Genomic DNA, 22,806 nt, shown 5'->3' on the forward strand with positions numbered 1-22,806 from the left:
CCGGGTTACCGGATGAGGGCTACGTTGCCTTCGGTCCGGATCACATCGCTGTTCTCACAATAGACTTCCAGCTGGTATATATACACATCTGGTGCCGCTTTTTGTCCTTTGTAGGTGCCGTCCCAGCCGGCTCCCGCGTCGTTCACCGGGAAGTCGCGCCGCTCGAACACCACCTCGCCCCAGCGGTTGAACACACGGAGCGATTTCACGCGGGCCATGCCGCTGCCCTGGATGCCGAATACGTCGTTGGCCCCGTCGCCGTTGGGCGAGAAGGTGTTGGGCACAAAGATCTTGGCGCCCTGGCAGAGCACGATCAGCTGTATGGAGGCCGAGTTGCGGCAGCTGTTGGAGTCGGTGGCCGTAACCGTGTAGCGCGTGGTGAACTTGGGCGTTGCCACCGGCTGCGGGCAGTCGGTGCAGTTGAGATCGTTGGCCGGCGACCAGTTATAGGTCTGCACGCCCGACGAATACTGCGCCGGCAGGATGGCCGGCACGCCCACGAACTTCGAAAGCGTTTCCGGTAGCGTGATCGTCGGCAGGTCGTGCACCATCATACTTTGTATTACCGTGTCTCTACATCCGCTGAGCGGGCTTACGGCCGATAGCCGCACCTGGTAGGATCCCGGCGTCTTGTAGACCTGCGGCGTCGGGTTCTGCTGGCCGGAGGTGCTGCCGTTGGGGAACACCCAGTTCCAGTTCCAGGTCGCGGTGTCGCTGTTGAGTGGCTGGCCCACATAGGTCACCCGTGCATCGCGGCAGATAGACGTATCGGCCTGGATGGCGAAGCGTGGCGTCTCGAACACCCGCACCGGACCCTTGCGCATGGTGTCGGTACAGCCTGCTTGCGTGCGCACCGCCATGATCACCTCGTAGGTGCCGGGCTCCGTATAGTTATGCGTGGGCGCCTGCGTCGTGTAGGGAGCGGACCCGTCGCCAAAGGTCCAGCTGTATTGCACGATCGGGTCGTTGGAGGTGGTGGAGTCCGAGTTGGTGGTGATCAATCCCCGGTCGCAGAACTGCATCGTATCCAGGGTGAACTCGGCATGGGCTCCCAGTAGCGAGATGATCTTCGTGCCTTCGATCAGGATCACGCAGGTGCCCGTCGCTTCCTTCATAATGATCTTGGGGCGGAAGTCGCCGAAATCGGTATACCGGTGCACGAGCGCGTTGACCGTGGTGTCGATCACGTTGCCGTCGCCGAAGTCCCACACGAAGCGGGCCGAGTCGATCGGGGCAAAGGCATTGAAGTTCACATTGAGCGGCGTACAGCCGTTGAGGGGCGCATAGTCGAGCGTCGCATCCGACTGGTCGCGCACTTCTATGTTCTTCGTAACAGAGTCCTTGCAGCCGCCATGGGCCGTGATCACAAGCTTCACCGGGTAAATGCCGGGCTGCGTATAGTAGGTATACGGGTGATAGAGGTCGGAGGTGCCCTGGCCGGGGCCGAAGTTCCAGTGCGCGCCGTAGTAGAATTCGGATTGATTGGTGAACAGGGCCTGGAACGGGGTGCAATAGGTCGTGAAGGCGTTGGCCGTGAAGTCGGCCTTCGGGGTCCGGATGTGGAAGCTGTCGACCGTGAGCGAGTCTTTGCAGCCGAGCAGGTCGGTTACCGTCAGCGTCACGCTGTAGTAGCCGGTGTCGCGGAAGGAGTTCCGGGCGTTGTAGTCGGTGGAGGTCTGTCCGTCGCCGAACTGCCAGAACGAGGTAAAGGGCAGGTCGCTCTCGGTGAGGTTGGGGAAGTAGAGCGGCGCGCGGGGGCAGTACTCCGTGAGGGCCGTAAAGTTGGCCGTCAGCTTCGAGGTGCGCACCAGGCCGCGGATCATGAGGCTGTCGCTGCAGCCCGCGGAGTCGATCACCACCATCTTCACGTCGTAGTCGCCCACGGAATCGTAGGTATGTGTAAACGGCGGTGCAGTGTAGGTAACGCGGGTGCTGTCGCCGAACTCGAAGATCCAGGTGCGGATGCTGCCGCCGTTGCTGATCGACGAGTCGGCAAACTCGACGGTGCTGCCGGCGCAGCCACGCGGGTTAACCGCCCCGAATCTGGCGATCGGGCCGTTCACGCTCACGGCGTCGGGTCGGGTCAGCTCGTAGCGGCAGCCGCTCGTGTCGATCGCCACCACCTTCACGTCGTAGGTGCCGGGAACGGTATAGAGGTGGCTGGCCGTGGCGCCCTGGCTCGTGTCTACCGGTGAGCCGTCGCCGAAGGTCCACTGGAATTTGCGGAACACGCCGGGGTTATTGCTCTCGGCACGGAACGACGCATTGAAGGGGCGGCAGCCGGCGGAGTCGTCTGCGAAAAGCCGCGGCGTCGGGTCGGTCACCAACACATTCTTCGTGAGCGTATAGGTACAATTTCCGTTTGTGGTGGTAAGCTTCACCTGGTAGGTGCCGTCAGCGGCATAAGTGTGGGCCGGGGGCGTGGTGCCCGTGTACGGGGCGGTGCCGTCGCCGAAATCCCAGACGGAGGTCTGCGCGCCGAGCGACTTGTTCGTAAAGATGATCTTGCGGTAGTTGTTGCAGTCGGTACGCCAGATGAAGCGCGATACCGAGGGCTGGATATAGACGTAGCGGCTTTTCGTGATGGGCTCGCGGCAGCCGTTGTTGATGGCGGTGAGGGTGATGTCGAAGTAGCCGGTGTCTGCAAATACGTGCACCGGGTTGACCTCTGTGGAAGAGGTGCCGTCGCCGAAGTTCCAGCTGTAGTCGGTGGCGCCGGTGCTCTGGTTGGTAAAGGTGACGCCCGGATCGGCGCAGGCGGTAAGCGGCGCGCCCACGAATTCGGGGATCGGCTTGGTGCCCACCCGGATGGCCTCATTCAGCGTATAGGTCTCCGTACAGCCTTCCGAGGTGGTGATGGTGAGCGTGACGTTATAGGTGCCCTGCTGGGTGTAGATATGGGAGGTGGAGTCCTGCGTGGAGGTGGCGCTGCCGTCGCCGAAGTTCCAGAGCCAGGAGGTGACGGTGCCGGAGGTCTGCACGTCGGCTTTGAAAGAGGCGGTGTCGGGCACGCAGCCGCCGCGGGGCAGGCCTATGAAGGAGATCTTCGGGCGCTCGATGCGGATGAGGCCCGGCCGCCGCAGGGTGTCGGAGCAGCCGGTGCTGTCGGTGCCGATGAGCGTGACGTCGAACGCCCCGTAGTCGCCGTACGTATGCGACGGGCTCGCTTGCGTGGAGTTTGTGTTATCGCCGAACAGCCAGGTGTAGCCCGTGGCGCCGGTGGAGGTATTCGTGAAGTTGACGTTGAGCGAAGGCTGGCAGCGCGTGCTGTCGGATACCGTAAAGCCCAGCACCGGGCCGTTGCCTACGGTAAAGGTCCGCTCTACCGAGTCGACGCAGGTCTGGTAGTTGTTCACCAGCTTCACCGTGTAGGTGCCGGGCGCATCGAAGTAGGCCGTAGCGTTCGGGAGCGTGTCCACGATGCCGTTGGAGAAATACCAGCGCGAGGAGACGGGCCTCGGGTCGGAGGCGTTCATGAAGGTCGTACTGGTGCGCGGGCAAAGCTTGTCGGGGATGGTGAGATCGGTGTTGACGAGGCCCACCGGCACGCTCTGCACCATGGAGTCGGAGCAGCCGAGGGAGCTCGATACCACGAGCGTGGCCTGGTAGGTGCCGTTGGTGGAGTAGGTATGCGCCGGCGATTGGGCATTGGAGGTAGTGCCGTCGCCAAAATACCAGGTGTGGGTGAGGGTGCCCGGTCCGAACGAGGTGTTGTTGAAATTGACCGTGGCGGGGGCGCGGCACACGCCGGGGTCGGTGTAGGTAAAGCGGGGCGCCACGCCCGGGTTCACGTTGATGTAGTTGGGGCGCGAATACAGCTTTTTACAGCCGGCATTGTTGGTGATGGTGAGCGTTACGGTAAAGGAGCCCGCCTGCCGGTAGGCGTGCTGCACGTTGGGGCCGGTGGCGCTCTGGCCGTCGCCGAAGTCCCATTGCCAGTTGGTGATGGTGGTATTGCCCGGTGTGCTCGACTGGTCGGTGAAGTTGATCACGGCTGGCGAGCAGCCTTCGGTGCGGTCGGCCACGAAGTTGGGTTGCGGCTCCGTCAGCACGGTAATATAGGCGGTCTTGGTAACGGTGTTGGTGCTGGCGCCGTTGTTATTGGTCACCGTCAGCTTCACCGTGTAGGTGCCGGTCGTGAAATAGGTGGCCGACGGGTGCTGGAGGGTGGAGGTGGAGCCGTTGCCGAAGTCCCAGCTCCAGGTAGTGGGGTTGCCGGTCGATTGGTCGCGGAAATTTACCACCACGGGGGAGCAGCCCTGGGTCACATCCGAGTTGAAGTTAGCCGTCAGCTGGGCCGCGCCGCTGAGGGCCGGGAGCAGGAAGGCGAGGAGGAAGAGAAAACGGTTCAATGGTGTCGGGTTTAGGGTGCGCGCGGCCGTTCCGGCGATTGTGGAAACAGCGCGCCAGTTAAGGGGGTTGCAAAAACTGCTCCGTAAGGAGCAGGGCCGTTAAATTTTGTCGAGATGCAGCTTTCGCTCCTGCCCGTTCGCGTTTAAAGTAGCGTCGACGGTGGTGGTGGTGCTGGTGGTGATGATCCACGTGCCCGTCAGCAGCCGGAGTGCCGGGATGGGCCTGGTGAAGCTGGAGAAGATCGATCTTGCGGAAACATTTACCACCCAGGTCCCCGTTTCTTCCAACAAGGTGCCGTTGTAGGCCTCTACCGTGCCGTTCTCGCGGAACTGGAAGCTGTAGTTGGTGAAGTGGCTGATCGAGTCGGCGCCATCGACGGTGAACGTGGACACCTTCCAGCGGCCGTTGGTCACGATCTCGAGCGCGGCTTCTTCCTGTTTCTTTTCAATGAATTTCTTGCAGCCCCCGAGGAAGGAGGCGGCGATCAGGAGTAAAAAGAGGTGGCGGTTCATAACGATTGTGGCGGTTTAGGACAGGCCGTACTTCTGCCGTACGTACCCGATGAAAAAGTCACTACTCAACGATTGTGCCGATATCTGCCGGCAAAGGTCATCCGAGGTAAAATAGCGTCCGTGGCGGTGCACCTGCTCCCGCAGCCAGCCCAGCAGTGCGGCGGTTTCGCCCCGGCCGATGCTTTCGGGGAGGCCGGGAAGCTCTTTTTCAGCGGTGGCAAAAAACTGGGCGGCATACAGCGACCCGAGGCTGTAGGTGGGGAAATAGCCGAACGAGCCATGGCTCCAGTGCACGTCCTGCAGCGCGCCCTGCCGGTCGTCGGGCGGGGTGATGCCCAGCCATTTCCGGTAGGCCTCCGCCCAATAGGCCGGGATGTCTTTTACCGACAGGGTCCCTTCGAGCAGGGCCTTTTCGAGCTCGTAGCGGATGTACACGTGAAAGTGATAGGTCACCTCGTCGGCCTCGGTGCGGATCAGCGAGGGCTGCACCTTGTTGACGGCGGCAAAGAAGGCTTCCGGCGTTACGCCCTTCAGCTGCCCGGGGAAGTAGCCCTGGAGCACGGGCAGGTAGTGCCGGCAGAAGGGGAGCGAGCGGCCCACGTTGTTCTCCCAGAGCCGGCTTTGCGACTCGTGGATGGAGAGGGAAGCAGCCTCGCCGAGCGGAAGCCCGTACTGTGCCACCGGCAGGCCCTGCTCGTAGAGCGCGTGGCCCACCTCGTGGATGGTACTCCAGGTCATGTTGCCGAGGTCCTGCTCGTCGATGCGGGTAGTGATGCGGGTATCCTGCGGTGAGAAGGAGATGGAAAACGGGTGCTCGGAGCGGTCCTGCCGGCCGGCCTCCGTGTCGAAGCCGAGGTCCCGCATGAGCCGGAGGCTCCATTGCCACTGGGTGTCGCCGTCGTAGTGCTGCTTCAGGAACGCATCGTCGGCGGATGGCTTCGCGAGCAGCTCGTCGAGCAGCCCTTTAAGCCGGGGCAGGAGCTCGCCGAATACCGCGTCCAGCCCGGCCACCGTAGCGCCCTTCTCGTATTCGTTGAGCAGGGCGTCGTAGGGATGCCGGGTGTAGCCGAGCACGCCGGCTTCCTCTTTTTTCAACGCCACCATGGCCGCGAGGTCGGCTTCGAAAACGAAAAAGGCGTTCTGCCGGCGCGCTTCGATCCAGGAATGAAAGGCCTTGTTGGTGGCATCGGAAAGCCGCCGTACGAGGTCGGCCGAATACTTTTTGTTCTTCTCGTAGTCTTCTCGGCTCAGCTCCACGTTCCGGCGCTGCTCCCCGCTCAGTGTCGCGTCGGCCAGGAGCTCGTTGAGCAACTGCCCGAGTGCGGGGTCGGTGAATTCGGCGTGGGCGATCTCCGAAAGGGTGCTGAGCTGTTGTCCGCGGAAGTGCGCCCCCTTGGGCGGCAGGTAGGTCTCCTGGTCCCACTGCAGCAGGGCCGAGGCATTGCGGATGTCGGCGATGCGGCTCAGGCGGCGGGTATATTCGGCGTAGGACATTGGTCGATTGGTCTACTGGTAATTTGGTAAGCCGTTGCCGGCAACCGGTTGGTGCACTGTTCCTGCTCTTTCGCACATGCAGGCGCATCCGAAGTCTAAGATAGGCTCCTTCTGCCGAACTACATAGCACACCGGCCGAGGTGGTGCCCGGTCCCGGATGCACCGGATACCGTATCTTCACCGGCCATCCCTCACCAAAGCTTCCGCATGCGCCTCCGCTCCGCTATTTGTCTCCTGCCGCTGCTTGCGCTGGCCTCCTGCGGCCCCGCAGAAGTGAAGGGCAGCCGCAGTGCCGCTCCGTCGCCCGACTCCCTGCAGCGCAACTTCCGCACCTGGTACGCCTATGCCACGAGCCGGACTCCCCTTGGAAGCGACTTCCGCCCCCTCAGCGCCGAAGGTGTCCCGATGGCGCGGAAAGCGTTTCTCGAAGCCCTCGGCACCGGCCGCTTCATCGCCCTGCGCACCGGCGACGCGCCCGAATACCGTCTGCATCCGCTCACCAGCCCCGACAAAGACATCCGGATGGTGGTGACGTCGCTCGCCCGCACGCAGCTCGCCCACGATGCGCGGATCGGCAAGCCGCTGCCGCCCTTTTCGTTCACGGACCTCGAAGGCCGTAGTTATACAACTGCTTCTACAAAGGGAAGGTACCTGGTGGTCAAATGCTGGTTCATCGGCTGCACCGCCTGCGTGGCCGAGTTTCCCGAGCTGAACAAGCTGGTGGAGGAGTGCCGTGGCCGCACCGACGTGCAGTTCCTGAGCCTTACCCTCGACAAGAAGCCGGCCCTGGAAGGGTTCCTGAAGTCGCTCCCGTTCCGGTATGCCGTGGTGGCCGAAGCGGAATCCTACGTCACCGGCCCGCTTGGCGTAGACGCCTACCCGCACCACCTGCTCGTAAGCCCGGAGGGCCTCGTGCTCCAATCCACCAACAGCCTGAAAGACCTGCTGCCCGTGCTGCGTGCACACCTGCAGTCCAAAGGATAATCCCCGAGAATCAATAAGCACCCATCGATGCCGAAGGACAAAATGACCTGGAAAGAAGAGCGCCTGCTGCTGCTGATCGGCTGCATCGCCTGCTCGCTCGCCGCCGGGTACATTTTCCTGTTCCTCAACCGCGAGGCCACCGACCTGCTGCCCGGCGACCTGAAGCCCGTGCCGGGGCTCGTGCTGGCAGCGGAGCCCGAGTTCCGGAGCAACAAGGGTAAGGAGAACGTGGCGTTCCTCTTTCGTGGGCATAACAAGGAGTTCCTGGTAAGCGGCTACGACAGCAATCCCGATGCGCGCGCCGCGATCCGGGCCGGACTGCATACGGGCGATACCGTAGATATACTGGTGACGCCGGAGGAGTACGCGGAGCTGGGGGAGGACGGTTTTTTCGAGGGCACCATCAACCTGGTGGGGCTGCGGCACAACGGGCAGGATTTCCTGAGCCTCGAGCGCCGCAACGACCAGGCCTTCCGTGGCAACCGCGGCGCCCTGCCGGCCTTTATCTATGCCGCCGTCATGTGCTTTATCTTCTGGAACATGCCCCACCGCCCGAAGCGCGTCAGTCCCACGCTCGTCATCAGCCTCGGCGCCCTGCTGGTACTGTTCATCAGCATCCGGTTTTTCTGATCTCAGATCTCTGATCTGTGATCTGTCTCCGGCCGACCATTCCTTACACCCTGGAGGTGGCTGGAGAATCAGAAGAAAGTACCATTAGCAGCGACTCCGATCTAAGATCACCGATCTGCGATCTGAGATCCTCCGGTGTGCGCCAGCCATAGATCTGACATCTGCGATCACAGATCTGAGATCCGGTTCAACGTTTCCTTCACATCCTCCTGTTGCTCCGTTCCGTACATCGGGCATGAGCCGATTTACGATCCGTGACCTGGCAACGCTGAGCGGCATCCGGGAGCATACCATCCGCATCTGGGAGCAGCGCTATGCCCTCCTCCGGCCGGGCCGCACGGGAAGCAATGCCCGGCTGTACAGCATCGGGGATCTGGAGCTGCTCCTGCAGGTGGCTGCGCTCAACCGGAACGGCTATCGCATCTCGCAGCTGGCGGCACTTTCGGTCCCCCACCGCAATGCCGCGCTGGCCGCGCTGCCCTACGACGAAGCCCGGCAGCTTGCCGTGCTCCATAACCTGCTCCTGTATTTCTACCGGTTCGATACCGCGGCCTTCGAAGCAGAGCTTTGTGGCGCGCTCGGGCGCTGGCCCTTCGAGGTGCTGCTCCCCGAGGTGCTGCTTCCCTTCCTGTTGCGCACGCGGCTCCTCTTTGGTGCTGCGCCGCCGGCACAGGGATGGGCAGGGGTGCGGCTGCGGCAGCTGCTGCACTGGGCCATCGAATCGCTTCCGCCTGCCTCCGCGGCGCATGCGCCGGTGCTCCTTTTTTCCGGTGCCGATGGGTGCGCCGATCATCCACTTCTGTATGTGCAGTACCATCTGAAAAAGGCGGGGTGTCCGGTGTTGCCACTCGGCAGCCTGGCAGGCACGGCGGAGCTGGAAGCGGTGCTGTCCCGCAAGGTCCCCGACTTCCTGCTGACGGTGCTTCCCGCGAAGCCGGTGGCCACGCTGGCGCGGCTGTCGGCATTGCTGCTGCGGCTGGCACCCCGTGCGGAGCTGCTCGTACTGACCCCGGAACAGCACAAGGTGCCGCTCGAGCTGCCCTTGCGGGCGCTGTCGATGGAAGAAGCCCTGCGCACCCTCCTGGCGGCGCCTGCGGTGGCAGAGGGGGCTACCCGGTAGGTCCGGCGCCTTTGATCTTTTTGAGGGGCATCTTCTTGACCATGCCGCCGTGGGTGTCGCGGATGGAATGCATCACGATAAAGGCGGTGCGGTCGATCCGTTCGATGGCATTGCGGAGGCGGCTCACCTCGAGGCGGCTCACCACGGTGAAGATGATGTCGGTGGTGGCGCTCGATTCACCACGCTTACCGATGCCGCGCTTGCCCTGGTAGATGGTGAGGCCGCGGCCGAGCTCGTTGCGGATCATGTCGGCGATCTGCCCGCTCTTGACGGAGATGATGGTGACGCCGGTAAACTCGTCGATCCCTTCGAGGATAAAGTCGACCGTCTTGGAGGCGGCGAGATAGGTGAGCACCGAGTAGAGCGCTGTTTCCACGGAGAGCAGCCAGGCGGCCACCGAGAAGATCACGATATTGAAGATAAGGATGAAGTCGCCCACGGAGAGGTGACTGCGCCGGGTGAGGTAGATGGCCAGGATCTCGGTGCCGTCGATCACCGCGCCGCCGCGGATGGTCATGCCGATGCCGGCGCCGAGGAAGAATCCCCCGAATACCGACACCAGGATCTTATCGTTGGTGACGGCCGGGTAGGGGATGAAGGTGACCGCGAGGGCGAGCAGTGTGATGGCGCCGATGCTGCGCAGGGAGAAGCCGCGCCCGATCTGCCGGAGGCCCAGCAGCAGGAAGGGGACGTTGATGCCGACGATGAGCAGCGCCAGCGGCAGGCCTGTTTCCCCGCTCGTGAGCAGCGAGATGCCCGTGACGCCGCCGTCGATAAAGCCGTTCTGGAGCAGGAATCCCTTGAGCCCGAAGCCGGCGGACAGCACGCCCAGCAGGATCTGGAATCCGTCCACGGCCCGGTCGCGCCACTCGCGCCGCCGCTGCCGCCGTTCTTTGGCCGCGCGGATCGCTTCCGAGTTGCGGCCCCGGTCCGCCCCCTTGAACAGCTGTTGCAGCACCCTGCGGTGGAAGGATTCAGACATGGGGTGAAGTTAGGGGGCTTTCGAGAAAGGTTTAGAAGGGTTCAGAAGGGTTCAGAAGGTTCGGAAAACCAGCCCACGGCTTCAGCCGTGGGTTTTCGAGATGCACCAGCCCATGGCTTTAGCCATGGGATCAAGGGAACAAGGGAACAAGGGAACAAGGGAACAAGGGAACAAGGGAACAAGGGAACAAGGAACAGGGAACAAGGGAACAAGGGAACAAGGAACAGGGAATACGGAACAAGGAATAACGAATATCGAAGGGAGGGAACCTCAAAATCTGAAATCCCAAATCTGAAATCCCAGATCCGCGATCCGAGATCCGCGATCCGAGATCCCTTCTGCTGTTCGATATTCCTTGTTCCTTGTTCTGCGGTTCTATACCTTCCGGCCATGAAGATCCAGGACATCCTCTCCGTGCTGGAGCGCTTTGCGGCGCCCGAGCTCCAGGAAGACTACGACAATTCGGGCCTCCTCACCGGGCAGCGGGGCTGGGATTGTACCGGCGTGCTGTGTACCCTCGATGCTACGCCCGACGTGATCGCCGAGGCGAAGGAGCGGGGCTGCAACCTCGTGCTCGCGCACCATCCCATCGTGTTCAAGGGCCTCCGGCGGCTCAACGGGAAAGATTATATCGAGCAGACGATCATCGCGGCCATCAAAAATGACATCGCCATCTACGCCTGCCATACCAACCTCGACAACGTAGCCCTGGGCGTCGGCCACATCATGGCCCAAAAGCTCGGGCTGCAGCACACGCGCGTGCTGGCCCCGAAGCCGCGGCAGCTGCGCCGCCTCATCACCTTTGCGCCTATCGACAAGGCCGCCGAAGTGCGCGCCGCCATCTTCGCCGGCGGAGCGGGCCATATCGGCAATTACTCGGAGTGCAGCTTCAACACCGAGGGCACCGGCACCTTCAAGGCGGAGGAAGGCGCCGACCCCTATGTGGGCAATGTAGGGGAGCAGCACCAGGAGCGGGAGACCAAGATCGAGATCGTGTTCCCCTTTTACCTCGAGGACCAGGTGGTGAAGGCGCTCATCGCGGCGCACCCCTACGAAGAGGTGGCCTACGACATCTTTACTATGGAGAACGTGCACTTCGGCATCGGGGCGGGCCTCATCGGGAAGCTGCCTGCGCCGGAGCCCGAGGAAGCCTTCCTGAGGCGCCTCAAGGCGGCCTTCGGGCTGGAGGTGATCCGGCATACGCCGCTCCGCGGAAGGCCGGTGGAAACGGTGGCCCTCTGCGGCGGGGCGGGCTCCTTCCTGACGAAGCGAGCCCTGGCGGCCGGCGCCGATGCCTATGTAACGGCCGACGTCAAGTACCACGAGTTCTTCGACGCCGAGGGACGCCTCGTGCTGGCCGACATCGGCCACTGGGAGAGCGAGCAGTTCACGATCGACCTCCTCCATGACTTGGTAGCCGGGAAATTCCCTACCTTTGCCGTCCTTAAAACGTCGGTCCGCACCAACCCCCTGCGCTATTTTCTGGGCTGAGGGAGGGGCGCCCGGCGCCTAATTCTGTAACATTAAACAGGACCCGCAATAATGGCAAACGTAAAAGAATACTCGGTCGAAGAGAAGCTGGCCGCCCTGGTAAACCTCCAGAAGATCGATTCCAAGCTCGACGAGATCAAGATCCTCAAGGGTGAGCTGCCGATGGAAGTGGCCGACCTCGAAGACGAGATCCAGGGCCTGCATGCCCGCCAGCTCCGCATCGAAGAGGAGATCAACGGTATCACCGAGTTCATCAACCAGAAGCAGGAGGCCATCCAGACCGCCGAGGCGCTGGTGAAGAAATACGAGAAGGACTCCGAGAACGTGAAGAACAACCGCGAGTTCGAAGCCATCAACAAAGAGATCGAGATGCAGCAGCTCGAAGTGAAGCTCTGCGAAAAGCATATCAAGGACGCCAAGGAAGAGATCTCCGAGAAGGCCATCTCCCTCGACAAGGCCAAGAAGGCCATCGCCAACAAGGAAGGCCTGCTTTCCGGCAAGAAGGGCGAGCTCGAGAAGATCATCGCCACCACCGAGAAGGAAGAAACGGAATTCCTGGAGAGCGCCGGCAAGGCCCGCACCCAGGTGGATCAGCGCCTGCTCGCCTCTTACGAGAAGATCCGCTCCTCCTACCGCAACGGCCTCGCCGTGGTGCCGGTAGAGCGCGACGCCTGCGGCGGTTGCTTCTATGCCATCCCGCCCCAGAAGCAAAGCGAGATCAAGCAGCGCAAGAAGGTAATGGTGTGCGAGAACTGCGGCCGCATCCTCGTCGACAACGACCTGAACGACGCCGTAGAAGCCAAGTAAGCAACTTAAGCGAAATAGTTGAAAAGCCCCGACGGAATCGTCGGGGCTTTTTCGATCGCAGGTGTGTGATCGCGGATGTCAGCTCTTTTGGGGCGGAGCAGCCGCGAAGTGGCTCCTGGCATTGGGCAAACAAGGAACAGGGAATAATGAACAGGGAACACGGAAGTGGCGCTGTACTTCTTAACGGCAGTCAGCGCCTGCGAAGCGAACACCGGGGAGAAGGAACGCCGATAAAACGGGTTTGATACGATGAGCGCGGATGATTGCTTGCAGCGCTTCACCCTCAACGTTTGCTATACCAAGTTGCCGGTACGATTTTTCAGTACGGTAAAGCGTGCCGCACAGAAACGCCCCCTTATGCCGGCGTTTCGGCCGGCATCCCGGCAAGCTTCGCGTCGCCGTTACAAATAACCAATAGACAAAAAGACAATCCCTCCTTAGCGAAAACCTTAGCTCTTTCCGTGCCCTTGTCATCCTGAGCTTGCCGAAGGATCTTAGCGGTAAGAAAACCCTTCCTCTCCTCCAACTGCCTTGCCCATCTCCAAAAAGCAGCAGCAATCATTCCCCCATTACCCCATTACCCCATCACCCCATTCGAATATACCGTTGCCACGGTATTGACAAAGGCCCCCGGCGCCGCTACTTTCGGTAGCTAAACCAACACACATGCTACGCTCCCTGCTTTCCCTCTGCCTGCTGCTCGTGCTGGGCAGCGCCTCGGCCGCCGACGGTCTGGGTACGCCACCCGAAAAGCAACTCTGGAAAAAGAAATTCGCCGGCGCCGTCAAGTGGTTCCGGAGCACCGACGCCGGCATGGTGGTGGTGTGCACGGCTGATGCCCTCTACGGCATCGACCCCGCCACCGGTGAGGAGAAGTGGAAGAACGAAGGACTCCGCAACATCCAGGAAGACAACTACGACCCTATCGAGGCCTCGCCGATGATCGCCATCGTGGACCGCGGCATAAACCCCGCGCACATCGTCATCGACGTGTTCACCGGCAAGGTCATCATCGACTCGAAAGAGGCCGGCCTCGCCGCCGTGCAGAAGCGCTTCGCCGACCCGGACCTGCAGGGCCTTTTTTTCTACGGCACCAACAAACGCGGCAAGCCCATGATGTTGCTCGCCGACGCAGCCTCCGGCACCAAGCGCTGGGAAGCCGAGAAGATCTTCGACAAGGCAACCGAGCAGATCGTGGCTGCGCCCTATGCCGTGAGCAAGGACGCTTTTATGATCGCCACCACGAAGGGCGTGTACAAGATCTCGCTGGCCACGGGCGACGTGCTCTGGGAAACGAAGATGAAAAATGAGGCCGTGGAGCTGAAAGTGGCAAAGGGAGGGTTCAACATGTTCAAGAGCATGAACAAGACCGCTAATGCCAACGCCACTGCCACCAACGCGCGCTTCTTCGCGCTGCAGCAGCAGCCCGACCTGGTGTATTTCTACAGTAACGATCAGTTCACCGCCTTCCAGATCGCCGACGGCAAGGAAGCCTGGGAGCGCGTGAAGCTGAAATCGCCGGTGACCGACGTGCTCTACGACAGCCACGGACTCCTGCTCGCCACCGCCGAAAACGACGACGACGAGAAGCAGGGCAAGGGCATGTTCGGTAAGCTGGTGAAGGCTGCCACCGACAAGAACAAGGCCCGCCTCATGTGCCTCGACTATCGCAGCGGCAAGGAGCTCTGGAAAGATCATATCGGCATTGCCGGCGACGTGGTGTATTACAAGTATGCCGACGTCAATACCCTCATCCTCGCTACCGCCAACGAGAAGGGCCGCAACCGCATCGACGTCATCGATCTGAACGCGGGCAAGTCGAACCTGAAGAATCCATTCAAGGTGGACGGCGACATCCTCGACATCCGCATGGTGCCGCAGGGCCTTCTCTACCGCACCACCGACGAGCTCAATATCCTCGACCTGAACACGTACAAGGATGCCTGGTCGAAGTCGCTGAAGTTCAAGACCGGCTCCATGGGCGTGGACAAGGACAACGATACGTATATCTACGGGGACGGGAAAGTATATCGCTTCGACAATGCGAAGGGCGACTATGAGCAGCTTTGCTCGGGCCTCGACTTCAGCGGCGGCGAGCGGCCGGCGAAGGCCGAGCTGCGCGCCAACGGCATCCTGTTCTCCGCCGAGCAGAACATGGTGCTCGTAGACTTCACGGGTAAGAAGCTGTACCAGGTATACAAGCGCGCGCCGGGCAAGAGCGCCGCCTCGCTCGTGTTCCTGAGCGCTATCGCCACCGTGAGCACCATGGCCATGGCCCGCGAGTCGTTCACCTCCGGTTACGCCCGCGGCAAAGGAGCCACGAGCGCCGCCGAATACCACGAGCGCCAGGCCTCCAACTGGGGCGACCTTGCCACCGCCTCGTTCAAGGAGATGGGCAAGCGCTTCAAGGCCACCGCCGATGCCCAGGAATTCCTCTCGGTGCTCACCCGGACCTCCGACTCGGACGAGAGCGGCATCGGCATCGTGCTGCTCCGCAAAGACAACGGGCAGGAGGAAGGGGCCATCGTACTGCGCGACAAGAAGCCGGAGTACCAGCTCGACGGCGCCACGCACCGCGTTTTTTACAAAAGCGGGAGCGACGAGCTCACCGCCTACTCTTTCTAGAAGTTGTTTGAATTGATCGATGGGCTGGCTAGGCCGCAAGCGGCCTGTGTTACGCGACGACGCAGCGAGTGGCGGCGCAGCGAAGCTTGCAATGTGCTGAAAGTTATTCCTTGCATTTTATCGTCGCGCCGTCGCGTCGTTGCGCCGTCGCGTGCCGAGGCCGCTTGCGGCCGACCAATTCAAAGTCTCCAGGAAAAGCATATTGATTCAAAAAGCCTTTAGGTTTCGCTGTTTTTGTTCTTTGGTAAGGGGCCGCCGCAAGGCGGCCTTCTTGCTGCCGAAAACCGCGGCGTTGCCCTGCGGGAACCAGGGCGGGTGCCGGCACCGCCGGCTTGCTAAAAAATTTGTCATTTTTTGGGCTTCGGGCGACGGGCGGTAGCGGCATTTTCCGTTATTTTGTTCACCCGTATGCTTTCCCGACTTGCGATACAGAACTACGCCATCATCGACCAGCTCGAGGTGGATTTCTCCCAGAACCTGAACATCATCACCGGTGAGACCGGCGCCGGCAAGTCCATCCTGCTGGGTGCGCTCGGCCTCATCCTGGGCCGCCGGGCCGATGCGGGCGCCCTGCTCCACCGCGACCGCAAATGCATCGTGGAAGGCTTCTTTTCCACCGACGCGCTCGACGCCGCTGTGCTGCAGTTCCTGCAGGAAGAGGAGCTCGATGTGCAGGAAGAGCTCGTGGTGCGCCGCGAGATCACGCCGGCGGGCAAGTCGCGCGCCTTCGTGAACGATACGCCGGTGAACCTGTCGCAACTCAATCAACTGAGCTCCCTGCTCGTGGACCTCCACCAGCAGTTCGATACCCTCGAGCTCGGCGAAAGCGACTTCCAGCGCCAGGTGCTCGATGCCCTCGCCGGTAACCGCGCCGGGCTCAAGGAGTATAAAGGCCTGTTTGTGCAGTGGCAGGAAGCGCGCCGCCGCCTCACGGCCCTCGAAGGACAAAAGGAGCAGTTCGCCCGGGAATTCGACTACCACCAGTTCCAGTTCAACGAGCTCGACGAAGCCGGCTTCAAAGAAAACGAGCTCGAAGACCTCGACCAGCAGCTGAAGGTGCAAACGAATGCCGAAGGCATCAAGAATGCATTAAGCAAGGCCTATTACGAGATCGAGGAAAGCGAGACGCCGATGGTGCGCTGCCTGCGCAGCATCACGAACGGGCTCCAGCCCTTCCGCGACCTGCATCCCGACCTGCCCGCCCTCGTGCAGCGCATCGAGTCGGCCTACATCGAGCTGCAGGACATTGCCGACGAGGTAGACCGCATCAACGGCCACGTCAACTCCGATCCGGCCACCATCGAGCAGATCAACGAGCGCCTCTCGCTCGGCTATAAATTACTGAAGAAGCACGGTGTGAAAACGACCGCCGAGCTCCTCGACATACGCAATGCGCTCGGCGGGAAACTCCAGGCCGTGCTCAACATCGACGATGCGATCGCCGCCGCGGCAAAGGAAGCAGAGGCATTGCACGGACGCGCGCTGGCGCTAGCGCAAAAGCTTTCTGCCGCGCGTAGCAAACAGGTGGCGCCCCTCGAGAAGAAGGTGAACGCCATGCTCGCACAGGTGGGCATGCCCAATGCACGGCTGCAGGTAGTTGTAAGTGCCGGCACAGGGCTGCAGGAAACGGGCATCGACGACATCGAGTTCCTCTTCGACGCCAACCGCTCCGGCCAGTTCCAGCCGCTGCGCAAAGTGGCGAGCGGGGGCGAATTGAGCCGCCTCATGCTGTGCATCAAGTCGCTCGTGGCCACCTCCATGGACCTGCCTACCCTCATCTTCGACGAGATCGATACCGGTATCTCCGGTGAGGCTGCCAAGCAGGTGGGCATCATCATGAAAGACCTCGCCGGCGCGCGCCAGGTGATCTGCATCACGCACCAGCCCCAGATCGCGGGCAAGGGCGACCGCCACTTCTTTGTCTATAAGTCCGTAAATGCGGATACCGTAAAGACCTCGGTACGTATCCTCAACACCGACGAGCGGATCGTGGCCATCGCCAAAATGCTCAGCGGCGAGAAGCCCACGGCTGCGGCGCTCGAGAACGCCCGGGAGATGGTGATGAATTGATCGCAGATCTGTGATCGCGGATCTTAGATCTCGGATTTCAGATGTGTGATTTCAGATTTCAGATTTATTCTTGGTACGTGAAGATGCGGGTACGATAAAGAGTAGCCGTCTACGGTTGGAACTGTTGCAGAGAAGCGACCTCACCAATAAACTAATAGACAAATAGACTAATAAACGGTTCTATGGGCCTGCTTCTCCTGATCGTTGTTGTTACGGTGCCGGCCTGGCTCTTCAACCAGTGGCTCCTGCGCCGCCTGCGGCCGCGCGAGTCGTTCCGGAAGTTTTTGCTCTACCTGGCGATAAGTCTGCTCACCGCGTTTATCTATACGTTTATATTTGTGTGGCTGATCGGGCGGTACCTTCCGGCCCGCCCGCATTAAACCTTCAACTCTTTATGGCAAACAACCTCCTCGCCGGCAAGAAAGGCATCATCTTCGGCGCGCTCGACGAAAAATCCATCGCCTGGAAAACGGCACTCAAGTGCCACGAGCAGGGCGCCCAGATCGTGCTGAGCAACGCACCGGTAGCCCTGCGCATGGGCGAGATCAACAAGCTGGCAGAAATGATCGGCGCGCCCGTTATCGGTGCCGACGTCACCAATATGGACGACCTGAAGAAGCTCTTCGAAGAGTCGCAGGCGCACTTCGGCGGTAAGATCGACTTCGTACTGCACTCCATCGGCATGGGCATCAACGTGCGCAAGGGCAAGCACTACACCGAGATGAACTACGAGTGGCACCAGAAAACGCTCGACATCTCCGCCACCAGCCTACACCGCGTGCTGCGCACCGCCTGGGACATGGACGCCCTCTCCGAGTGGGGCTCCGTAGTGGCGCTCTCCTACATCGCCGCGCAGCGCGTGTTCCCCGACTACAACGAGATGGCCGACGCCAAGGCCCTCCTCGAAAGCATCACCCGCTCCTTCGGCTACCACTACGGCGTACGCAACAAGGTGCGCGTGAATACGGTTTCGCAGTCGCCCACCCGCACCACGGCCGGCTCCGGCGTGAAAGGCTTCGACGCCTTCGTAGACTATGCCGAGAAGATGAGCCCGTTGGGCAACGCCCTCGCCGAGGACTGCGCCAACTACTGCGTGTTCCTGTTCTCCGATCTCTCGCGCTACATTACCATGCAGAATCTCTTCCACGACGGCGGCTTCTCCTTCACCGGCGTGAGCGAGGCGATCGTGGCCGGCATGACCCCTCCGGCGGAATAACGACGGCTTGCTGCAACTCAATAAAAAGCCCCGACGCTCTGTCGGGGCTTTTTCGCAGGCAGTGGTCAACCAAGTAGTCCGGCAATGATCTCGACGAGTCCGGCTATGACCTCGACGAGCATCGACACGCGATCTCCGCCGTTTTTTCCTGTTTGTTCCATAGTCTGTGATTTATATCGTGGCCTCCCGTATAACTACGGGGGCGGGTCCGGCTTTTTGGAACGGGCTCATTGCTAAGGTGCCGCAAAAAAGCCGCCCCGGAAAGGGGCGGCGCCTGCTTTAAGAGTTTTTTCACAGCCTTACTTCAGCTGTCCTTTCTCGTAGAAGAACCTGAAGAGGCGCTCGAGCGGCGTGCTGCTGTTGTAGAGCAGGCTGGTCTTTTTGCCGTCGGCGAAACCGATGGCCCAGTCGGCGTCGGGATTGCCCTTGACGTGGGTGGCGGTTGCTACCTTCTGGTCGTTGCTGGCATAAACGTCCACGATTTCGACACCGCCTTCCTCACGCTGTCGGTAGGAGCCGATGGCCTCGTCGTTGTTATAAATACGGTTGTTCTTCAGCGCGATGGAAGCGGTCGCCGGCGCGGTTGCCGCAGGCGCAGATACGTTTACTACCACTGGCTGCTCCTTGGTGCGGAATGTGCCGTTGTTGGCGGCGATGAACCGGCGCTCCGCTTCTTCCGTGAGCTGGTCGTTTTGGAGCAGCCGTGCACGGGCCACGATCGTGGCGATGATCTTGTAGGAGTTGAAGCTGACGATCGGCGTAGTGGCGAGGCAACTGTTGCCCGTTGCCGGAAAGGTAAAGCGCAGTTCGTTGTCGGGTACGTATCGACGGGCGTTAGGTTCGTAGTGCTCGCCGACCTTTTCCCAGGTCACGAAAGCGATCTCTTTTTTCTGAAGGTTGGTGACGGAGAAATCTTTGCCGGGCCCAGACCCGATCGTGACAATATAAAAGGCATCGGCGCCGTCGACCTTTACCAAACCGGACTTTTTATCGACGTCCACTTTCTGGGCAGCCGTAACGAGCGAGAACAAGAGTGTGAAAGCAAGAAGCAAGCGTGTGTGCATGTAGGGAAGCCCTTTGATGGCCGGGAAAGATAGAAGGAGAAGCAGAAAAGCCATCCGTGTGGATGGCTTTTCTGGAAATTCTTTTGCTTTAGTACTCGTCTTCGTTGAAGAGGAAGTCTTCCTGCGACGGGTAGTCGGGCCAGATGTCCTCGATGCTTTCATACACTTCGCCTTCGTCTTCGAGCTCCTGCAGGTTCTCCACCACTTCGATCGGTGCGCCGGAGCGGATGGAATAGTCGATCAGCTCGTCCTTGGTGGCAGGCCAAGGAGCGTCTTCCAGGTAAGAGGCCAGTTCGAGTGTCCAGAACATGGGTATAGCGTTTAATCGGTAGTGAATACGTTTCTCTAAGCGGACTAATTTCTGTGCCAATCAGCCGGTTACGGCGCGCGACGGGCCCGGAAATTCCGGCAAATGTAGGGGTAATCCGGAATTTTCCAAATGAGCTCCCGGGCGGGCGGTTTTTAAGGTTCTTTGGGTTCTTAGGGTTCTTATGGTTCTGATGGCCCTGTGGCCGTGTGGCAGTAATGTGGACACCTATCGAACGCTTAGGATCTTCACAACCCGCAAACCCCCCCAAAACCTCCAGAACCCGTAGAACCTTAAAAACCCTAAGAACCCTTTCCTTCCGAACGTAAACAACAACCCCCAAACCTATCTTTGGCGCCATGGCGATTCTTTCGGCACGGAACATACACAAGCGCTTCGGTCCGCTGGAGGTGCTCAAGGGGGTAGACCTGGACATTGAAAAGGGCGAGATCGTGAGCATCGTAGGTCCTTCGGGCTCCGGCAAGAGTACGCTGCTGCACATTCTCGGCACCCTCGACCAGGCCGACGGCGGATCCGTGTCGATCAGCGGCGTGCCCATCTCCAACCGCAGCCAGGTGCTGCGCCCCGCGCCCTGGTGGAAGCGCCTCATCAACCTCCTGGTGGATGTGCCGCTTTCGTTTGCGCTTGCTGAAGGCCTTTCGCGGCTGTTGCACCGTTCCGGCGCGGATCTGGAGCCCGGTTCGCCGCAGCGGGCACTGCTCGGTGGCGGGGTTATCGTAGCCTATTTCCTGCTCTTCGAAAGCTTCACCGGCCGCACGCCGGCCAAATGGCTCACCGGCACCAAAGTGATCGCCGGCAACACGCCGGTGCGGCCCTCCTTCAGCGCCTGCTGCCTGCGCACGGCGGCCCGCCTGCTCCCGTTCGGCTTGCTCGAGAGCCTCAGCTTCGTTGCGTCCCGACCGGTGGGCTGGCACGACGCCCTGCCCGACACCGTGGTCACCGACAGTAAGCTACCCTACTTGCCGCGCGGTACGCAAAGCCTCGAAGGGAAGGCCCTTGCCGACTTCCGCAACCAGCGCATCGGCTTCGTGTTCCAGTTTCACCACCTGCTGCCGGAGTTTACGGCCCTTGAAAACGCCTGTGTGCCTGCCTGGATCCAGGGTAAGGGCAAGGCCGCCACACGCCAGCGCGCTACCGAGCTGCTGACACTGCTGGGCCTCGGCCACCGCCTCGAGCATAAGCCCGGCGAGCTCTCCGGGGGCGAGCAACAGCGCGTAGCCATCGCCCGCGCCCTCATCAACAATCCCGATATCGTGTTCGCCGACGAGCCCACCGGCAACCTCGACTCCGCCAATGCCCGCGACCTCCACGAGCTGTTCTTCAAGCTACGCAAGGAGCTCGGCCAGACCTTCCTCATCGTCACGCACAACGAGGAGCTCGCGCAGCTGAGCGACCGCGTAGTGAGCATGAAGGATGGGAGGGTAATTAGTTAATGTGCTAATGAGTTAATGTGCTAATACGAACAAAGCCGGGACCAAGGTCCCGGCTTTGTTTTTTTAATGGCCAACTCCAAATACGTTGACGTCTCCTGTTAGCACATTAACCCATTAGCACATTACACCCTCGGTTTCCACTTGATCTCTTCCACGCCGGAAAGGTGGGCGGCCCAGCGGGCGAGCACGAAAAGGTAGTCGGAGAGGCGGTTGAGGTATTGGAGGATCAGGATCTCGAGGTCGCCGTCGACCTCCTGCAGGGCCACGCAAAGGCGTTCGGCGCGGCGGCACACGCAGCGCGCCACGTGCAGGAACGAAACGGAGGGCGCGCCGCCGGGCAGGATGAAGGCGCGCATCGGCTCGAGGGTTTCGTTCATGCGGTCGATCTCCCGCTCGAGCAATTCCACATCGGCCGTCTTGAGGTCGGGGATCTTCAGCTTCGGCTCCTTCTCGGGGTCGCAAGCAAGGGCCGATCCGAGGGTGAACAGGCGGTCCTGGATCTCGCTGAGCGTGCTGCGCGAAGCTTCGTCGCCCAGGTGATCGCGCACGACGCCGATCCAGGAGTTGAGCTCGTCGACAGTGCCGTAGGAGTCGATGCGGAGATGACTTTTCGGAACGCGGGTGCCGCCGATGAGGGCCGTAGTGCCTTTGTCGCCGGTCTTGGTGTAGATCTTCAGGGCCATTTCGTTTATTGGTTTATTGGTCTATTCGTTTATTGGTACAGGTCGTTTCTGTGCTGTAGTCGCTATACCATTTGCCAGCAACCCCCTGGTGTGCATCGGAGCGCGAGCGTAAACAACTATCTTAAAGTAAGGTTGGACTAAAGCAGGGTGTTTTCGCCGGTAGGTCCTACGAATAAACAAATAAACCAATAAACAAGTAAACCGCCGCTAGTGGGTGTTTTGCGGAATGGATGAAACTTCGTTGCGGCGATCGCTTTCGATGACCCCGTCGCGGAGGCGGATGACGCGGTGGGCGTGGTTGGCGATGTCTTCTTCGTGCGTCACCAGCACCACGGTGTTGCCGGTGCTGTGGATCTTCCCGAAGATGTCCATGATCTCGTAGGAAGTCTTCGTATCGAGGTTGCCGGTGGGCTCGTCGGCGAGGATCATGGCGGGGTCGTTGACGAGGGCGCGGGCGATGGCCACGCGCTGGTTCTGGCCGCCGCTCATCTCGTTGGGCTTGTGGTGCGCGCGGTCGGCGAGGCTCACCATCTCGAGCACGTGGAGCGCTCTCTCGAGGCGCTGCTTCTTGGGCACGCCGGCATATACGAGCGGCAGGGCCACGTTCTCGAGGGCGGTGAGGCGGGGGAGGAGGTTGAACTGCTGGAACACGAAGCCGATCTCCTTGTTGCGCACCTCGGCGAGGTCGTTGTCGGTAGTGCGGCTCACGTCCTTGCCGTTGAGCACGTAGGTGCCGCCCGTGGGCGTGTCGAGGCAGCCGAGGATGTTCATCAGCGTGCTCTTGCCCGATCCCGAGGGTCCCATCAGCGCCACGTACTCGTTCTTAAGGATGTCGAGCGACACGCCCTTGAGCACTTCGATGACCTGCTTGCCCATATAGTAATTCTTCCGGATGTCTTCGAGGTGGATGATGCCGTGCATGCGATAAAGATAAGAGAAAGGTTTAGGAAGGTTCAGACGGGTTCAGATGGGTTGGGGCTAACGAAAAGGCGGGACCCGCAAGTAGCTTGCACG

At 60.9% G+C, this 22,806-nt stretch carries 20 protein-coding genes; 10 read left to right on the forward strand and 10 right to left on the reverse strand.

What is annotated here, in order from left to right; genetic code table 11:
- Positions 1-5: 5 nt before the first annotated feature.
- From ABD937_RS16340 to ABD937_RS16350, 3 genes are all read right to left on the reverse strand, one after another.
- Entirely contained in the window at positions 6-4,352 is a 4,347-nt protein-coding gene (locus ABD937_RS16340) for a PKD domain-containing protein (RefSeq protein ID WP_345256848.1), read from the reverse strand.
- Between the two features lie 99 nt (positions 4,353-4,451).
- Positions 4,452-4,865, reverse strand: a complete 414-nt coding sequence (locus ABD937_RS16345; RefSeq protein WP_345256849.1) for a hypothetical protein — start codon at positions 4,863-4,865, stop codon at positions 4,452-4,454.
- 15 nt (positions 4,866-4,880) lie between these two features.
- Complete coding sequence (locus tag ABD937_RS16350; protein WP_345256850.1) at positions 4,881-6,359, reverse strand: carboxypeptidase M32; 1,479 nt, start codon at positions 6,357-6,359, stop codon at positions 4,881-4,883.
- Between the two features lie 207 nt (positions 6,360-6,566).
- Here ABD937_RS16350 and ABD937_RS16355 point away from each other — a divergent pair, with 207 nt between their 5' ends.
- From ABD937_RS16355 to ABD937_RS16365, 3 genes are all read left to right on the forward strand, one after another.
- Positions 6,567-7,343 (forward strand): TlpA family protein disulfide reductase, encoded by a 777-nt coding sequence (locus ABD937_RS16355; protein WP_345256851.1) that lies wholly within the window; start codon positions 6,567-6,569, stop codon positions 7,341-7,343.
- 27 nt (positions 7,344-7,370) lie between these two features.
- Complete coding sequence (locus tag ABD937_RS16360; RefSeq protein WP_345256852.1) at positions 7,371-7,973, forward strand: hypothetical protein; 603 nt, start codon at positions 7,371-7,373, stop codon at positions 7,971-7,973.
- 235 nt (positions 7,974-8,208) lie between these two features.
- On the forward strand, positions 8,209-9,093 hold the full coding sequence (locus ABD937_RS16365) for a MerR family transcriptional regulator (protein ID WP_345256853.1): 885 nt from the start codon (positions 8,209-8,211) through the stop codon (positions 9,091-9,093).
- Here ABD937_RS16365 and ABD937_RS16370 read toward each other — a convergent pair.
- Entirely contained in the window at positions 9,083-10,075 is a 993-nt protein-coding gene (locus ABD937_RS16370; RefSeq protein ID WP_345256854.1) for a YitT family protein, read from the reverse strand. The genes ABD937_RS16365 and ABD937_RS16370 overlap by 11 nt on opposite strands.
- A 390-nt stretch (positions 10,076-10,465) precedes the next feature.
- Here ABD937_RS16370 and ABD937_RS16375 point away from each other — a divergent pair, with 390 nt between their 5' ends.
- The gene (locus ABD937_RS16375) at positions 10,466-11,566 is read left to right on the forward strand and encodes a Nif3-like dinuclear metal center hexameric protein (RefSeq protein WP_345256855.1); all 1,101 of its coding nucleotides are present in this window, start codon (positions 10,466-10,468) and stop codon (positions 11,564-11,566) included.
- A gap of 51 nt (positions 11,567-11,617) precedes the next feature.
- A complete protein-coding gene (locus ABD937_RS16380) occupies positions 11,618-12,373 on the forward strand; it encodes a zinc ribbon domain-containing protein (RefSeq protein WP_345256856.1) in 756 nt (251 codons plus the stop codon).
- Between the two features lie 5 nt (positions 12,374-12,378).
- Here the strand turns inward: ABD937_RS16380 and ABD937_RS16385 are convergent, their stop codons facing one another.
- Complete coding sequence (locus tag ABD937_RS16385) at positions 12,379-12,654, reverse strand: hypothetical protein (protein WP_345256857.1); 276 nt, start codon at positions 12,652-12,654, stop codon at positions 12,379-12,381.
- A 385-nt stretch (positions 12,655-13,039) separates the two neighbouring features.
- Between ABD937_RS16385 and ABD937_RS16390 the strand changes: the two genes are divergently transcribed.
- Positions 13,040-14,998, forward strand: a complete 1,959-nt coding sequence (locus ABD937_RS16390) for an outer membrane protein assembly factor BamB family protein (protein WP_345256858.1) — start codon at positions 13,040-13,042, stop codon at positions 14,996-14,998.
- A gap of 103 nt (positions 14,999-15,101) precedes the next feature.
- On the opposite strand, the gene ABD937_RS16395 is transcribed toward ABD937_RS16390, so the two are convergent.
- Positions 15,102-15,383 carry a hypothetical protein gene (locus tag ABD937_RS16395; protein WP_345256860.1) on the reverse strand — a complete coding sequence of 94 codons (282 nt, stop codon included), beginning with the start codon at positions 15,381-15,383 and terminating at the stop codon, positions 15,102-15,104.
- A 23-nt stretch (positions 15,384-15,406) separates the two neighbouring features.
- Between ABD937_RS16395 and recN the strand changes: the two genes are divergently transcribed.
- The 3 genes from recN to ABD937_RS16410 all read left to right on the forward strand — a co-directional run bounded on the left by recN (position 15,407) and on the right by ABD937_RS16410 (position 18,284).
- Positions 15,407-17,068 carry a DNA repair protein RecN gene (gene recN, locus ABD937_RS16400; protein ID WP_345256861.1) on the forward strand — a complete coding sequence of 554 codons (1,662 nt, stop codon included), beginning with the start codon at positions 15,407-15,409 and terminating at the stop codon, positions 17,066-17,068.
- Positions 17,069-17,250: 182 nt separating this feature from the next.
- Entirely contained in the window at positions 17,251-17,448 is a 198-nt protein-coding gene (locus ABD937_RS16405; protein ID WP_345256862.1) for a hypothetical protein, read from the forward strand.
- A 14-nt stretch (positions 17,449-17,462) separates the two neighbouring features.
- Positions 17,463-18,284, forward strand: coding sequence for an enoyl-ACP reductase FabI (locus ABD937_RS16410; protein WP_345256863.1), 822 nt, complete (start codon positions 17,463-17,465; stop codon positions 18,282-18,284).
- Positions 18,285-18,583: 299 nt separating this feature from the next.
- On the opposite strand, the gene ABD937_RS16415 is transcribed toward ABD937_RS16410, so the two are convergent.
- Positions 18,584-19,348 (reverse strand): hypothetical protein, encoded by a 765-nt coding sequence (locus ABD937_RS16415; protein WP_345256864.1) that lies wholly within the window; start codon positions 19,346-19,348, stop codon positions 18,584-18,586.
- Between the two features lie 88 nt (positions 19,349-19,436).
- A complete protein-coding gene (locus ABD937_RS16420; protein ID WP_073045655.1) occupies positions 19,437-19,658 on the reverse strand; it encodes a DUF2795 domain-containing protein in 222 nt (73 codons plus the stop codon).
- A gap of 356 nt (positions 19,659-20,014) precedes the next feature.
- Between ABD937_RS16420 and ABD937_RS16425 the strand changes: the two genes are divergently transcribed.
- Complete coding sequence (locus ABD937_RS16425) at positions 20,015-21,109, forward strand: ATP-binding cassette domain-containing protein (RefSeq protein ID WP_345256868.1); 1,095 nt, start codon at positions 20,015-20,017, stop codon at positions 21,107-21,109.
- A gap of 122 nt (positions 21,110-21,231) precedes the next feature.
- Here the strand turns inward: ABD937_RS16425 and ABD937_RS16430 are convergent, their stop codons facing one another.
- Positions 21,232-21,792, reverse strand: coding sequence for a cob(I)yrinic acid a,c-diamide adenosyltransferase (locus ABD937_RS16430; RefSeq protein ID WP_345256869.1), 561 nt, complete (start codon positions 21,790-21,792; stop codon positions 21,232-21,234).
- 207 nt (positions 21,793-21,999) lie between these two features.
- Positions 22,000-22,713: an ABC transporter ATP-binding protein gene (locus tag ABD937_RS16435; protein ID WP_345256870.1), complete on the reverse strand. Its 714-nt coding sequence runs from the start codon at positions 22,711-22,713 to the stop codon at positions 22,000-22,002.
- Between the last annotated feature and the right edge of the window lie 93 nt (positions 22,714-22,806).

This window comes from Flaviaestuariibacter amylovorans (genome assembly GCF_039541815.1).
Lineage (GTDB): Bacteria > Bacteroidota > Bacteroidia > Chitinophagales > Chitinophagaceae > Flavisolibacter > Flavisolibacter amylovorans.